The sequence below is a fragment of the Bacteroidales bacterium genome, from assembly GCA_014860585.1.
Classification (GTDB): Bacteria; Bacteroidota; Bacteroidia; order Bacteroidales; family 4484-276; genus RZYY01.
In genome coordinates, this window is sequence record JACZJL010000012.1 from 1 (window position 1) to 15,875 (window position 15,875).

12 protein-coding genes are annotated in these 15,875 nt (G+C 43.0%); all 12 read right to left on the reverse strand.

Annotated features, from left to right (window positions below; genetic code table 11):
* Positions 1-1,693 (reverse strand): (2Fe-2S)-binding protein (locus IH598_01305; GenBank protein MBE0637141.1); only part of this gene is annotated, 1,693 nt, incomplete at its 3' end.
* Between the two features lie 18 nt (positions 1,694-1,711).
* Entirely contained in the window at positions 1,712-2,878 is a 1,167-nt protein-coding gene (locus tag IH598_01310) for an NADH-quinone oxidoreductase subunit E (GenBank protein MBE0637142.1), read from the reverse strand.
* A gap of 36 nt (positions 2,879-2,914) precedes the next feature.
* Complete coding sequence (locus IH598_01315; protein ID MBE0637143.1) at positions 2,915-3,379, reverse strand: NAD(P)H-dependent oxidoreductase subunit E; 465 nt, start codon at positions 3,377-3,379, stop codon at positions 2,915-2,917.
* Positions 3,380-3,859: 480 nt separating this feature from the next.
* Positions 3,860-4,726 carry a hypothetical protein gene (locus IH598_01320; protein ID MBE0637144.1) on the reverse strand — a complete coding sequence of 289 codons (867 nt, stop codon included), beginning with the start codon at positions 4,724-4,726 and terminating at the stop codon, positions 3,860-3,862.
* 11 nt (positions 4,727-4,737) lie between these two features.
* On the reverse strand, positions 4,738-5,850 hold the full coding sequence (locus IH598_01325; GenBank protein MBE0637145.1) for a DUF1624 domain-containing protein: 1,113 nt from the start codon (positions 5,848-5,850) through the stop codon (positions 4,738-4,740).
* Between the two features lie 75 nt (positions 5,851-5,925).
* Entirely contained in the window at positions 5,926-6,951 is a 1,026-nt protein-coding gene (locus IH598_01330) for a hypothetical protein (GenBank protein ID MBE0637146.1), read from the reverse strand.
* Positions 6,952-6,981: 30 nt separating this feature from the next.
* Positions 6,982-8,169 carry a hypothetical protein gene (locus IH598_01335; GenBank protein ID MBE0637147.1) on the reverse strand — a complete coding sequence of 396 codons (1,188 nt, stop codon included), beginning with the start codon at positions 8,167-8,169 and terminating at the stop codon, positions 6,982-6,984.
* A gap of 38 nt (positions 8,170-8,207) precedes the next feature.
* The gene (locus IH598_01340) at positions 8,208-9,119 is read right to left on the reverse strand and encodes a hypothetical protein (GenBank protein ID MBE0637148.1); all 912 of its coding nucleotides are present in this window, start codon (positions 9,117-9,119) and stop codon (positions 8,208-8,210) included.
* A 39-nt stretch (positions 9,120-9,158) separates the two neighbouring features.
* Entirely contained in the window at positions 9,159-10,310 is a 1,152-nt protein-coding gene (pgsW, locus tag IH598_01345) for a poly-gamma-glutamate system protein (protein ID MBE0637149.1), read from the reverse strand.
* A gap of 19 nt (positions 10,311-10,329) precedes the next feature.
* The gene (gene pgsC, locus IH598_01350) at positions 10,330-10,779 is read right to left on the reverse strand and encodes a poly-gamma-glutamate biosynthesis protein PgsC (protein ID MBE0637150.1); all 450 of its coding nucleotides are present in this window, start codon (positions 10,777-10,779) and stop codon (positions 10,330-10,332) included.
* A gap of 3 nt (positions 10,780-10,782) precedes the next feature.
* Complete coding sequence (pgsB, locus tag IH598_01355; GenBank protein MBE0637151.1) at positions 10,783-11,961, reverse strand: poly-gamma-glutamate synthase PgsB; 1,179 nt, start codon at positions 11,959-11,961, stop codon at positions 10,783-10,785.
* Between the two features lie 19 nt (positions 11,962-11,980).
* A complete protein-coding gene (locus tag IH598_01360; GenBank protein ID MBE0637152.1) occupies positions 11,981-15,742 on the reverse strand; it encodes a T9SS type A sorting domain-containing protein in 3,762 nt (1,253 codons plus the stop codon).
* Between the last annotated feature and the right edge of the window lie 133 nt (positions 15,743-15,875).

Consider the following 15,875-nt stretch of genomic DNA (forward strand, 5'->3'; position numbering starts at 1 on the left):
GATTTTCATGTGATTTTCGCAGGATCATGCTTTCATCTTCTGCATAAATGGCCTGAGCACGTTTCTCGCGAATTGCAGGCGAGGTGGGTATTGGTTGACCACCACCTCCAAGGCATCCGCCCGGACATCCCATGACTTCAATGAAATGATACTCAGCCTGCCCTTTCTCTACTTTTTCCATCAGCTCTTTTGCATTTGCAAGGCCGTGAGCAACCGCAACTTTCAGATTTGCCCCTTCAAGGAAGGACCACTCCGGTTTCACATTGCTGATGGGAATAGTCGCTTCTTTCACCCCTTCCATTCCACGTACAGCTGTAATGTTCAGGTTCTTGAAGGGTACAGGCCTTCCGGTTACAATTTCATAGGCAGTGCGCAATGCCGCTTCCATTACCCCACCGGTGGCGCCAAAGATCACTGCAGCACCGGTTGATTCACCAAGGATACTGTCGTAGTGATCATCTTCCAGTTTCTCAAAATCAATCCCGGCTTGTCTGATCATCATGGCCAGTTCGCGGGTAGTGAGCACATAATCCACATCCTGATAGCCGCTGTCTCTCATTTCTGGACGGGCAGCTTCATATTTTTTGGCAGTACAAGGCATAATGGAGACCACGATCATATCCTGTGCCTTGATGTTAACTTTTTGGGCATAATAAGTTTTTGCCAGTGCACCAAACATCTGCTGCGGCGATTTACAGGTGGAAAGGTTATCGAGCATGTTGGGGAAAATGTGCTCCTGGAACTTGATCCAACCCGGAGAGCAGGAGGTCATCATAGGTAAAACGACTTTTTCATCTTTATCAACCAGCGCCTTTTTCAATCTTGTGAGCAACTCGGTACCCTCTTCGATGATCGTTAAGTCGGCAGTAAAATCGGTGTCAAGCACTTTGTTAAATCCAATTTTTCGCAAAGCTGATACGAGTTTGCCTGTAACCCTCAATCCGGGATCAAAACCCAGGCTTTCGGCAAGGGCTACACGGACTGCAGGGGCAGTTTGAACCACTACAAATTTGTTCGGATCATAGATGTGATCCCAAACCTCTTCTATGTAGTTTCGTTCGGTGAGTGCTCCCGTAGGGCAGCGGTTGATACATTGCCCGCAATTGGTGCAGACTACATCATGCATTGGTTTGTTGAGGAAAGAAGAAATTCGTTGATGTTCTCCCTTGTTAACCACGGCAAGTGCACTGACGGCTTGCAGGTCGGCACAGGTGCGTACACAACGCTGGCAGCGAATGCACTTACTGTTGTCTTTAACAATGGATGGGGAACTGATGTCCGGAATCTTATCTTTTTCTTTCACAAGGTTGAGGAACACATGATCGCCAACACGGTACTCGCTGGCGAGATTTTGCAACTCACAATGACCATTTTTGAAACACTTTGTACAATCAGCATTATGCTCCGAAAGTAAAAGCTCAATGATATGTTTGCGAGAAGTTCTTACTTTCTTGCTGTTGGTGATGATTTCCATTCCTTCGGAAACCGGTGTTGCACAAGCCGCCGATAATAGTCTTGCCCCTTTTACTTCCACCACGCAAACACGGCAATTGCCGGCGACGTGAAGGTCGGGGTGATCGCAAAGGGTCGGAATACGGATATTCACTTTTCGCGCTGCCTGCAATATGGTTGTTCCCTCTTCTACTTGGACAGGTATATTGTTAATCTTAAGATTTACATGATATTTGCTCATTGTATTTTCTTTTTGGTATTAATAAATAATTTCTTCTCTGAAGTTATCCACGATCGAATTGAATGGATTAGAAACCGACTGTCCCAGGCCGCATTTTGCCGCAATTTTCATGGTAGCAGTGAGTTTTTTCAGGTCGTCGAGATAGGCAGGTGGTTTTTCTCCTCTTTTTACTGCTTCTATACCTTTGAGCAATTGCTGGCAGCCGACCCTGCACGGAGTGCATTGTCCGCAGGATTCCTCGGTGAAAAACTCCAGATAATCGTGTAACACATTGTACATCGAGCGGGTGCTGTTGAAGATCATCATTGAACCGCCGGTAGGTATCCCCTCAAATCCGATGATCGTATCAGCGAATTTTTTACGTGGCACACAATTCCCCGATGCTCCACCTACCTGAACGGCCTTGGCGTCGCCATCAGCAAACTCATCAACGAACTGTCCCAACAACATCCCCAGCTCCAGTTCATAAATCCCGGGGATGGGTGTATCGCCCGAAACACTGAAAACCTTTGATCCCCTTGAGTCTTTTGTGCCAAGTTCCTTAAATTTTTCAGGCCCCAATTTTGAGATCATGGTGACATAAACCAGTGTTTCGACATTATTGATAACCGTCGGTTTATTGTTATATCCTGATACAGTGGGATATGGAGGTTTATTTCTTGGTTCTCCACGGTATCCTTCCATGGATTCGAACAAGGCACTCTCTTCACCGCAAACGTAAGCGCCGCTACCAGAACGAAGATAAATTTTGAAATCCATTCCACGCTCTTCGATCGCACGGTTGAATTCATCAATCTTGTGTTGTAGCTTCTTCAATAAAAAATTATATTCACCCCTTAGATAAATGTAGCCTTCTTTAGCGCCTATCGCATGACTGCAGATAGCCATACCAACAAGCACCTTCTCGGGAACCGTGTCGAGAATCTCCCTGTCCTTGAACGTTCCTGGTTCTCCTTCATCGGCATTGCATATCACGTACTTCACGTCATTGTCTTCATTTCGGGTGAATTTCCATTTCAAACCGGTGAGAAACCCTGCGCCACCACGTCCCTTTAACCCTGAATCAATCAGGTCGAGAATAATCTCATCACCCGGACGCGACAATTCATTTTCAAGAATGGCCATTGGGTTGTAATCATCACCATTTTCAAAAATTATATCAACTTTCTTTAGTACTTTTTCCATAACGGATATTCTATTTTTTGGTTAATTGTTTGAAATTTAATGTCTTGAATATTCTTCAATGATTTCAATGGCTTTTTGAGGGGTGAGTTCCGGATAAACTTCATCGTTGACAAGCATTACCGGTCCTTTATGACACCAACCCAGGCAATTGGCCGTAAGCAAAGTAAATTTCCTGTCATGGGTTGTTTCACCTGCCTTGACTTTTAACATGTTTTCCAGTGCCAATAACACTTCGTCTTTTCCTTTCATGTGACATGTAATTGTTTTGCATACCCTGATGATATTTTTCCCACGTGGAATGGTGTCAAGAAAAGTATAGAATGACGCTGTACCATAAACGTCCGCGGCAGAGAGGTCAAACTCGCGTGCCACTGCGATCAGGGCATCTTCTGAAAGAAACCTTTCCTCCTTTACCACACCTTGCAGCACAGCCATCAAACTGTTGCGCTTTTTACCGTGCTGATGAACCAAATCCTTTACTAATAAATCGGTATTTGTCATTTTCTCAAAATTTGATTAATTAATATTTTGATTGATAATAGATTATAATTTTTGTTTGTTAACATGTTAACAGAAGCTGCAAAAATATAATTCTTTTTCAATCCATTAACAAGTTGATTCCAATTATTTTGAATTTTCAAGAAATTTATAATCAGTTTAAATTGTGATAGTTAAACCATAAGCATACTTTTAGTGTATCGTGCCAGACTAAATGATGAATTGTATAAAGAGTAACTGAGAATTATTCGGCTATTGCCGAAAGAAACATATTTCCACCGGTTGACTAACAGCGCTATTAAAGGCGGAAAAATTTATATTCGGTCATGTACATGGACAATTTGGACTGATGCACTCTACTAATTGGAATTTTAAGCTCGTTAAGATGAGAATGAGCTAAAATGCTTTGGATAGCACTGAATGGTAAGGTGAGGAAGGAGGAAAATGGGTTGAGATGTAAAATTAGTTTTGCATCCAATGCATTTATTTCACCAGCTCAAATTGTTTTTGAGTGATTAGTTGGTTGGCCAGGTAAAGCTGTGCTGAGTAAAACCCCGGCTCTCTTTTATCAGGTGAAATGGAAATAGAACTTTGGAGCGTGGCTATGGAATCGGCAGGCACAAAATCAAACCTTTTCTTGAAAAATGCCTGTCCTTTAGGATCAATCCATTCAATCCTGAACTTCAGTTCTTCGTCATCATCCATGGGCAGGTTCTCAAGGTTGGCCAAAACCTGCAGTTTCCCCTTCTTTTTAATTTTGAAAACGGAATCAATATCAACCGGTTCTCCTGTTTCCTTATCAACCCGTTTGCACAAAGTCAACGTTGCAGTCACGTCATCCTCAGAAGGATCTGACATTGTTACCAGGGTAAATTTCTTTTCAGCAATCAACTCCCTGAAATAATAAAGCTTCAACTGGTAATCGCCTGGTTGTCTAACCTCTGGAGCGATGGAAATTGAACTGCTGATAGTTGAAGTCGAATCGCCTGGTGAGAGCGTTACAGGTTTTAAAAACAGTGATTTTCCGTCGGGTTTTATCCAGTCGAAATGGAACATCAAAGCGCGATTACCATGGGTGAAAGCATTCTCCAGGTCAATCACTGCACGGAGGTTTTCCTTCTCCTTAATTTTGAACACCGTCCCTGCTCCCACCGGTTTCCCTGTTTTCTTGCTTATTTTCCTGCAAAGGGTGATCGTTGCTGAAATGTCATCCGGGCTTTTAGGAGGATAGATGATTGTTTGATCTTCATCTGCAAAAGGTACGCTGCTTCTGCTTGAACACCCCGAAATTGCTACCAGGGTAACAAAAAGACCAATTAAAAAAATCGCTGAATAAACTGATTTTTTCATTTTCCCCGGTTTTAGATCATTTGGATGATAAAATTATTACTCCGTCGCTTGACACCATAAAACCACTTGCAAAGCGGAAGCATGATCAGCAGCATGATTGCCAGGCCGATCAGTGCAGTAGTCACCCCACCTTCACGGTAAATCGATGGAAAAATTCGTGTGAATACCCCAAGAATTGCAAGGTGGATACCATAGAAAAACATGGGCACTTTACCCGGGATGCTGAATATTTTAAGGAGGTTTGGAGCTACTTTCCCGATTGCAATAAAAATGGTTACTCCCAGCACTACCAAAGCAAAGAACCATAGGTTCATAAAAAGGCTTGGCGGATATTTCTGATCAATCAAAAAGGAGTAGGAAAAAAAATCGGAGAATGGTTCAATGTTTCCAAACCCGCGCTGCATCCTGATAAATATGGCAAGAGCAAACGATGCTGATGCGATACCCAGTCCCATCGCAATTCTCCTTCCATCGGTTTTCCAGAGTTTCAGCCAGCCATTAGCCATCACGGAACCCAGCAAAGCAAGGGCAAACCAGGGCAGAACAGGGTATTTATTGAAATCGCCTGAAACCACAAATGTTTGCATGAGAGTATTTTCCCAAACTACTTCTGTGTTGTAGGAAATCCCGAGTAAAAACGGATGAGTCAACAATGCAGCAAGTCCTATCATCAGCCTGACATACCACGGTGTATTGATGACAAGCGTAAGTAAGATCATCGAAATTCCAATGCTTGCAATAATTCCGAGGTGCCAGGGCAAAAATCTTTCGAAGCCACCCCAGGAGGAATTGACCCAGGTCATTTGGATCAAAACCAAAAACAGCCCACGCTGTAAAAAGTGCCATCTCGCCGACCAATCCGATGAACCCTTGGCTCTTCGCTGATTATACGACCACCAGACCATAGCCCCGGCCATCATCAGGAAGCCGGGAGCACAGAGGTAACCTGCATAACGAAGCAAAAATTGCGGCAATGAAGGGAACAACGGGTCAAAAGGATCGAGAGACTTCCAGATAGCATTAAAATAATAAGAGGTGTGACCAAGTAACATGAGTACCCCAATAAATCCACGGAACCGGTCAATGAAATCAAAACGCTGCTTTTCTGTGGGTTTGTTGCTCAAAGTATTATGAATTAACTTGTTTTACAGGCACTTGATACACTTTTTTTAAAATTACCTCATTTCATGGTGATCTACCTATTTCCCAACCGGCATTTCAGATGTTATGACAAGCAGTCCTTCCTCCTCATCAGCAATGTAAACATCATACCATTGGTCTCGCTTATGGACATCCAAACCGTAAGCACCCTCAGAGTCAACTTTACCAATTAGTTTTGGCATGGTGACATCAGCCACGTCTATAACCTGAAGCCCACCCTTACGTGCAGCGAGGAATATTTTCTGATCTTTGTAAACTAATGCTTTAGCATACCCACTATGATAGAAACTTCCAACAATATGAATGTTAGTTGTGTCAGAAAAATCAACAATTTGCAATCCAGAATTTCCGCAGGCTAAAAAGGCAATCGAACCAACATCTGACACAGCAACAGCTTCAGCATTTCCGGGTGTGTCGCACCAGCCAACAAGCGGGTACAAACCACCGCCGATGTCGGAGATATCAATAACAGATAATCCCATTTCGCCGCATGCAACCAGCAGATAGGCGCTGTCGGCAGTGTTGGCTGATCCATAGCTATAGCCAATAGTAGTCACACGACCAAGATTGTCGGGTTGTGTTGGAAAGCTGATATCCGAAATCTGAACGCCTAATTCACTTGTTGCCGTTAACAAAAAATCTCCCATAATATGCAGCCCTCTGGCAGGTTTTGTTCCGTAGTTCGAGAAGGAAACTGACGGGAAATAGGGATTGCTGATATCGAGTACGGTAACTCCAAAGGAGCCGGCAGCAAGATAAACAGCGCTGTCTTTCATAGCAATCCTGGTGGAATAACCCCGCACATTGTCGGTTGTGATGGACACAGTTTGAGGACTGTTCGGATTGGCATAGTTTACAATCATCAATCCACCCTCGCCCTGTGCGATAAAAATCAGTGTGTCTTTTTTAATCACATCCTGTGCTGTGCCGGGTGTGGTAAATTTACTTACAATGGAATATCCGCCTGAGATATCAGGAGAAATGATTGATTCAGGGTCGTGTGGTTTTCCGCAACTCATGAACCACAATGAACTGATCACTAAAAGTGCAACTAATTTATTCATTTTCATGTTGTTAATTATTGTCTGTGATTATTATAATTTAATGCTGTATCTGGCTTCCAATCCTACCTGGTTTTGCCTGTAATCTTTCTCATCCGAAATGTACCAGTCGTTTAACCGGGAACTGGAACCGGAGTCTCTGTAGTACCAGTTGTAAAATGCTGATAGTGACCATTTCTTGTTCAATTCGATATCATATGTAAAATAAAAGCGGAGGTTATCATCAACCCTGCCTGCATGCAAAGGGTCTACCTCCACATATTGCTCCGTAAGGTAGTATCTCTTATAGATTACACACTCACCTTTAATGCTGTGGTTTAGTTTTTTTATGCGAGGTAACGTCCAGATTAAGCCGCCGGTAAATCCATCTTCATCAAAGGAAGCATCCGGGTCATCTGAATGATATTTACTCTCATCGGGCTGATCATAACCTTTAGCGTCGGAATGGGTAAACTGATACATCAGCTCAAGTCTGAGTTTCTTGTGCAAAGGCTGAAATAACTTGATGCGATAAAGGGTATTATCGCTGTCATACTCAGTGTAGTGCTCGTTATGATAATAAGTCTGGTAATTAAAGGTGAACATCACCCTTGAATTTTTGAAGAACGTGTTCTGAACATAGAAGCCGTATGTATCCTTCGAAAATGAATAGGGTTGGAAAGTTATGGGAGTGTAGCCGTAGACATCCACCCAGTCGTCGTCGCGAAAATGGCGAATGTAAAAGGTAGGAATGTAACTATAGAACACTTTGATGCTGGCACGTTTGGCAAAATTTTGCCGGAACCCCAAATTGAAATTACTCCAGTTGTTGATATCATTAATTAAATAAAGATTGTAAGTAAATCCGCCATCCACAGTCGATAGCTTTTTCCCAAAAATCCGGAATGGTTTTGCAAAGGTAATGGACGGAGAAACAACTACATCATCATAGGTATCAACATGAAACCTTCCTTCATCCATACCATTCATAAAGCGATTAAGGTATTTTTCGGAATACTTCAGAATGTTGTCATCATACATGGTACCTATCCCGAAGTCCACATCGAGGCCTAAGCCTTTGCTCTTTTTCTCCTGGGAAATCTTTTTTGTAGTGGTTTGCTTTTTCTTTTGGGTTGCAGTCTGCGCAAAAAGTTCACCAGCCTGGAAGCCCAAAAGCAGGATAATTAAAACAATCCAGGGCTTACACCGGAAGTGCGCTATATTAGGTTTTTCATTGTTCATCTTTAAACGTATTAGTTAAATATCAAGCATGAAAACTGCTATTTACCAAGTTTTACATCTTTTTTTGGAATCAGCATTCGGCCCAGCACGGTATTTTTATCTTCATCGAGGGGGTATATTTCATAAACATGTTTACCTTTTGGTACTTCGATTACAAATTCACAAGGTTTACCAGGAATCAGTTTAGAATTGTCCCTGTAAACTGCCTCTTCCGAATGTGTGCTGCTCAGTTGGTAAGTATTCAGAATGGCATCATTGTCCCTGACCTGCAGGCGGTAATGGATTCTGCCTTTCATATTGAAGTGATTTTCGATACGTGTGAGTACACGCAACTCTGTGGGACCGGTGATTTCGACTTTCAGCGGTTTTTGCTTCGAGAAACGATAATATTTCACATTGGTTTCTTTCGAAATCAGCTCAACAGGCTCAGAAGGCGCATTGGGTGAATAGGAAATCCATTCCAGTTTTTGACCTTTGGTTGGGGTAAAGAGGTAACGGGCTTCCACATGGACAGATGCATCCGACAAGAAGAACTCGATTGTGTGGGAACCTCTGCCAAGTGCAATCTCGATTTCTTTACCCTGCGCAGGGACTCCGGAAATATCGCCAGCATAGGAAGCAGCTTCAGCACGAGTAGCGCCGGATATTTTCGAATATTGAGGTATGCCTCCGTTAACAACATACCTGATCTGGTAGGTTGCCTTACTTTCTTTCGTTGGCGACAGTCTGGCCCTGGTTATTATCCGCAGCTTCCCGGGTCCATTCACACTGATCACCGAAGCCTTTTCACTGCTCAGCGAGTAATAATAACTTGTTTTTCCCGAAACCAGAATTGTTACCCTGTTTTTATAATTAGCAGGTTTAATTAGTGTAGATTTTCCGGTGGTCTGAGCCATGGTTCCTGTAAGCCCGATCAACAGAATTAATAATAGTGAGATCGATTTTTTCATTTGCCTGTTTTTTTGGATGATTTTTTATGGATCATTTGATTAAAGATCATACTGACTATCGTCAGATGGCGATTTATCAATGGGATTTATTGTACTCACAATCTCAGTGCCCAGCTGATGCTGCTTCATTTCGCTGATATAAACCAGTATGATTACAATAACCAGAATAGCAGTAGCAATGGCAGTGGTTGTGATATCGTACTTTCGTTGAGTAAAAATTCCACCGTCGCCAGGTTCGGGCAGGGGAACAGGGCTTTCCGGAAGTCCATAATCAGTAAGCAACTTACTAATATTCAACAGGTGGATGATGGGGATTTTTTTTCTTCCCATTTCAATAATCACCCCCTGAGCAGGAAAGTTGCGCATCGGAAGATATTCTGTCAGACCTGCAGGAATCAATTTCCCATTCACCGGGCTACCCAAACTGGCAATTCCACCGCCAACATTGATGAATGCTTTAATGGGTTGTCCACCTGCTTGTTGTTCATAGATTTCAAGTCTTTTGGAAATACTTCCTTCGATATGATTTTCATAAATCAACTCCACATTGTTTCGCCCGATGGCATTTTTGATCAGATCACGTCCTTCGGGACTTAACCCCCTCCCAATATCCGATCCACCACCAATTGAGGCTGCAACAGACCTGGAATGAAAAATACCGGATTCGTAAAGCACAGTTTCCATGTCAAGCCAGGTGAAGTAGGGGTCATTTGCTCCAAAATTGGAAGAGCCAACAGATGTTATAATGACAGGATTCATCCGAAGCGCCTCAAGCGCTGCCATCACAGCAATATTCAGCCCGGGGAAAGAACCGGTGAAGGCTACTGCTACGTGATCATTCTGGCGCAAATCGGCATCTTTGAGGAACTGCACAACAAGCGCTGCAAAGTTAGGATTTGTGGAGGAGAGTTTTGCCTCGATTTCTCCCCGGTCAGTAGTAATTAGCGTAAATTCCTGGCCAATTAAAGCAGTTTGATTGGGATCGTTCACCACATCAATAAAAACCCCTTTTTCGAGCCTAAAATTCTTCAATTGATTCGCAGCCGCCTGGCAAAGTTGGGCTGCTTCAAGTTTTTGGTCATAGTAATCCTGCTTCTGATCAATTTTCCCATTTTCAACAGCAATCAGTGCCAGTAAAGCCAGCAGAAAGAGAAGCCCTAAAACTAAACTTGATTTTGCCCTGAATTTCATTATTTCGTTTTTGTTAAAATTACGGCAACAATGCACCGGCGAAAAACAATATTAAAATTAACCTCACCAACACAGAAGAAACAAAAAGCACGCTTATGGTTTTAAAAATTCCCTGCTTGGCAAACCAGTGTGCAATCAAGCCCGGAATTACCCAGCCTACTGCCTGAAGCTCAAGCGTTGTACTGGCAATATTCAGGGTTAGGAAATAACGAGAAAAATTAGCCAGCAGACAACCAATCAAAAGACTCAGCACCATTTGGCGACGACCATAAAGGAACGTGTAATTACTTAATACTTTGATGATCAAAAAAGTTACCAGGCTCACTCCCAAAATCCCCAGCAAACGATCAGGATGTGAGAGCTGCAGCGCTATGTAGCCTGGAACAACGATGCCACCAGCTGCCAGTCCGAAAACTTCGTAGGAGAGCAAACTCAAAATTAAACCTAAAGTTATGGCTAATTCAATCATTTTTTAATTGCTTCGATGTTTAAAATACTCGACGGTTTCGGCGCCCATTCCTCCCATATTGCCAATGGCAACAATGGATGAGACGTTTTCTGTTAAGGACAAAATGGCTTCAAAAACATTCTCAGGTGTTGTCCAACCGATACTTATCACCTTTTTCTTTTCGACACCATAACTGACTGCCAAAGGTTCCACCACCTCCACCGACTGACCGATAAGCATAAGATAATCCACCTCATTCTTAATTTTTTTACCTACCATTTCGGCCAGTTGCTGTGCCCTGTAAAGTCTGTCCTGACGTGTATTGAGCAATATGATCCGTTTCCCTTCGTAACCAATCTCATCCCGAATTTTCTTCCAAACCAACAAGGTAGAATCCGGATCGTTGGCAGCAAAAGCATTGTAAAAAACCATCTCTTTCTGAAATGCTTTCACCCTGTGTCGGGTTAACACACCGGCATCAGGAATGGCTTCATACATCCCATTCAAGGCGGTTTGCCTGTCGATTCCAAGATGCTGGCAAATAGCCAGGGCGAGGGCAACATTTTCACGATGCTCGATGTAGCTGAAGCCCTTCATTTCGTCGAAGGTAACAGATTGAGCATGTACGAAACGGGTAACTGTATTTCGCCTTTCAGCCATTTTTTTAAGCTTTTCAGGAATTACATTTTCGGTCGAAAACAGTAGTTCATTTTTTGGAATCGTTCGTCCAAGGGTTTCAGCAATTTCGCTGAGCGTATGACCCATAACATCTGTATGGTCTATCCTGATGTTGGTCATCACTGCAATATTGGAATGTATCATTTTATGCTCCGTAATGGTCTGGTACTGCGGCTGCAGTGCCATACATTCCATGACTAAAGCCTGCACCTTGCGCTCTGCAGCAAATCGAACAATGGCCAACTGTTCGATGATATTGGCTGATGCTTTCCTGTGGATGTAGGTTTCAGTACCATCTTCAATGATAAGTCGGGGAAAAGTGCCCGTTACTTTGGTAATATTAGTTATTCCTCCTGATCGTAAGCCGGCCCCGATGAGTCGCGTAACGCTTGACTTTCCTCGTGTGCCGTTTATATGGATACGGATAGGAATGGAATAAATCCGCTTCTGATGCAGGTAATACTCAACAATACCAGCAATGGTAGCGATAACTATTAACCCAAGTAGAACGTAGAAAGTGTACATCCGAAACCAAAGTTAAAGATTACTTGAGCATCAATAACTTTATGGCTTCGATGGTATTTTCGGTTTGCAGGCGGCAGAAATACACCCCGGGAACAACACGATAACCGGCATCATTTGTTCCGTTCCATTCCACAGTAAAGTCACCGGCAGTTTGTATTTCCTTTACAAGCGTCCTGACCAGATCTCCCCTGATGTTGTAAACTTCAAGGTTTACTAAGCCGGCTTCTGACAATGTATAACTTATGTCTGTCTTGTCGCTGAAGGGATTGGGAAGATTTTGCCTGAGACTTGAATTCAGATTATCGCTCAATTCCTGGTCATCTACTGACACTACCATAGATTCAAACGGAGGTTCAGTAGTGAATTTAACTGCGTAATAATTATCCAGGTTTGTTGCGGTTTGAGCATAACTGGCATCGAAAACATATGTCAGTCCAATGTTTTGGGTATGATTTTCGATACCAACAGTAGCTGTTTCGGGCTGATGCAAAAATTTATACTGCATAATTATTTCACCATCTCCAGTTGCAGTGACATAGTAATTGGGGTCATTTAATACTACCTGGAAGACCTCTCTTACCGGTTCGGTTACAAAATTATTATGCGAAATGCTATCCCATTCCACAATGAAACGATGATTGGCGGCATCATGGTGATAGTACATTTTGCCCATGAAAAATTCATCATCGTAAAGGTCATCCCAAAAAACAGCAACCATATTATTCACATTATCGTTATTGGGAAGAGCTGTATTGACCGGTGCGGTTTGTGTTCCGCTGCCGAATGCAATCCATCCGTCAGTACTGATTCGAACCTGGGAATAATCAATACCATAATATCTGAAAGTAAAAGGCAGGTTTACAGTTTGTGTGTAATCGCTTAAACTGGGTAATCCAACCTGGGTGCCGACATCCACCAATTCGAGCCACTCGTACTCGGGTGTTTGATCGTAAAAAGTATCATCGCTGGAATAAGCGTAATAACCGTAGGCATCCGGTCCAGTGTAATCTTGTGGTATAGGGAGGGCTACAGGCATGATGAGGTCGAAAGTGGTTTCGTATGGATAGAGACCATTTTGTGTGGACAATTTCAATTCAAAGTCTGCCATATGTCCGGCAGGACAATTTGCTGCTACACTCACCCCAAAGTGATTGATATAATTTGTTGCATTTCCATTAATGGCCATGTTTCCGAAAGATCCTATTCCGTCAACGATCGTTATGTACGGGTCGCTGCTGGTTAAGAGTCCCATTACGTCGGGTGCGGTATCTTCGCCAATATTTGATACCGAAACCACAACTACTGCAGTTTCGCCTGGATCCAATCTGTAGTTGTTGTTGGCAGTACCACCATCGAACACCACAAAATTATTATAGGAAAGCATGCATCCTTTTACCTCAACATTGTAGATATAGTCCCAGGTGTTATTTGTACTGACCACATGTAACTGCAGTGGAACGATATGACCAATCGGGCAATCTTCGCTTACAAAAAACTGAAAGGGTGATCCTGTAACCTGCGCACCGGGCGCCAAATTTCCGAAAGACACAGGGCTTACGGTAATGATCTGAACCATTGGGTCAGAAGTTAACAGAGTGGCCTGAACGCTGTTGGCCATTGTGCTTCCCCAGTTCTTGAGGGTATAAGTAATGCTGCAGGTTTCATTGGGATTGACAAGCCCGTCGTTGTTGCCATCCAAATCGTCAACTACAGGTGAACCTTCAGGTTCAATTAACTCATCAGGCTGAGTAACCTGCATTGTGCCCTGGAACGGGATCACTCTTCCACCACGGACTGTAACCGTGAGGTTTTCTTCAACAAGTGGCATTAACTCAATGGTAACTTTTCCGGTTCCATCGGTAAATCGGGAAGCAAAGATTTCATCTCCGGTGATGGTGACCTGAGCATTGGATACAGGAAATCCGGTTCCTGCAAAATTAACCTGAAATTCGATGAAATTGTTTCCTACAGGAATAACAGCCGGATAGTCAACAGTTACCTGCTGCGGAACATCTTTCCAGATGTGAATGCTTGGGTCGCCTAAAACACAGAAAACCTTGTAATGATATTCGACATAATACTCATTACCAAAAACATTGTACATATATAACTTACCACGAGTCAATGCCTGTCCGGGAGTATCCATTCCTTCCTGGAACATGCCGACATAAATCCCTTTGTCAATCCGGTTATTGTAGGTCGTGTGCGTATTGGATGTTGGACCAACAAACGCAACACCACCTCTTGGACTGGTCAAAGATCCCAACTGGACCCATTCTTCACCAAAGCAATTGCCACCTGAAGCATCAAACATGGCGACACCACATCCGATGCTGGTCACAAAGGTGAACTTCTGTCCGTTACTCAGGCTTGAAACATCGTCGGTATGGAAATCATAGCAGTTGGCATACCATCCGTAATACCACCCTTCACCGCGGTAATTCAGATAACTGCGACCTTCGTTAATGGCACTTTTAATGTCGTTAATATTATAGGTGCAATTGTAACTCCAATATCCATCGCTCATCATCGTATCCACCGACGTAAAGCCATAATCAAGCATCTGAGCGGCTGCAAAGCGCTTGGTTTCTACCTGCGATTCATATTCATTATTTGAGCAACAGGTCCCTTTTCTAAACCAACTTGGATCCTGAGTATAAGGTTGCTTCTCGTAAAGCATGAATTTGTTAATCATCACCTGCATGCGATAATCTTCCTGGTTGGTAAACCTGCCGATCATCATTTCAGGGAAATAGTCGTTACCATCCACTGTGACGAAATACTCCTCCCATGCAAAAGTGTAACCGGGATAAGAGACCGTCTTTTTCGGGAAAACACCATTATCGCCAACGATTAAAACATAGGTTGGAGGATTCTCCCAGGTAGAATAAGCATCGGCAATATGATTTTTAACAATATCGGGGTTATTGCCGTTGGCTCCGATGTCACTGAATTTGGTGACATGAACATCAGTTCCGCTTTCACGCTTCCAGTCGGCATAAATCTGAAAACTAGCCGTAAAGATATCCGGCATAATACACAACATGACTTCGCGACCATCCTCGCGGCCATTGTAATGCCGCTGCAAGACTTCATCATAGTTAAAAATGAAATTGCGGTAAAGTTGAGCAAATGAAGGTGAAATGGCTTTTTTGGATGTTGTTTTTGGATTTATCACCTCTCCACCATCATAATTAACCCTAACTGTGATTGAAGAATAGACCTGCAATTCCGATTTTCCGGGTAAATAACGTAAAGGATAAATAGCAAGCCGTGAAATCCTGAAATCGCGAAAAACTGAAGCAGCATCCATACTTGCAACTTCACTCGGATAAGCTTCGTCTGACCTGTAAGCATCAGAATTTTCAAGATAAGGAGGTTCGTCATCACCTTCCCACCAACTTGGGCGTGCCGGGGGTAATACAATATTATTATAGGTATATAAAGTACCTGTTTCGAGTATATCGATGGTGACTCCTGCCTGGTCGGGGATCGCCAGAACCTTTGCAATGTAAGGTATTTCAGGGCTGCCTGGCACAGTCGTGTAACTTTCACCCATCAAATCAACCTGCTGATAAGTCTTATCCCTGGTTACCAGTGTTTTTAAATTAAAACCTGAAAGCTCGATTTTGACAACAGTGCTGCTTCCGTCGTCACTTATCAATGTTACTTTTGGCAATGTTTCATTGGTCTTGTTATTGCCCAGCGGCACCCATTCGGCCATCATTTTAAGCGGAACCAAAGCTACGATCAGCAGTACGAGTAAAAGTTTTCTTTCCATCACAGCGAAGTTTAAATTTGTTAGTAAATAATATGCAAATGAACGATAAATAATTGAACCCCTCTTTAAGAATTAAATCAATGTCGGTATTCAGACAACCCAGGCTTTTGCAAGTTGCCCGATCCAAACAAAA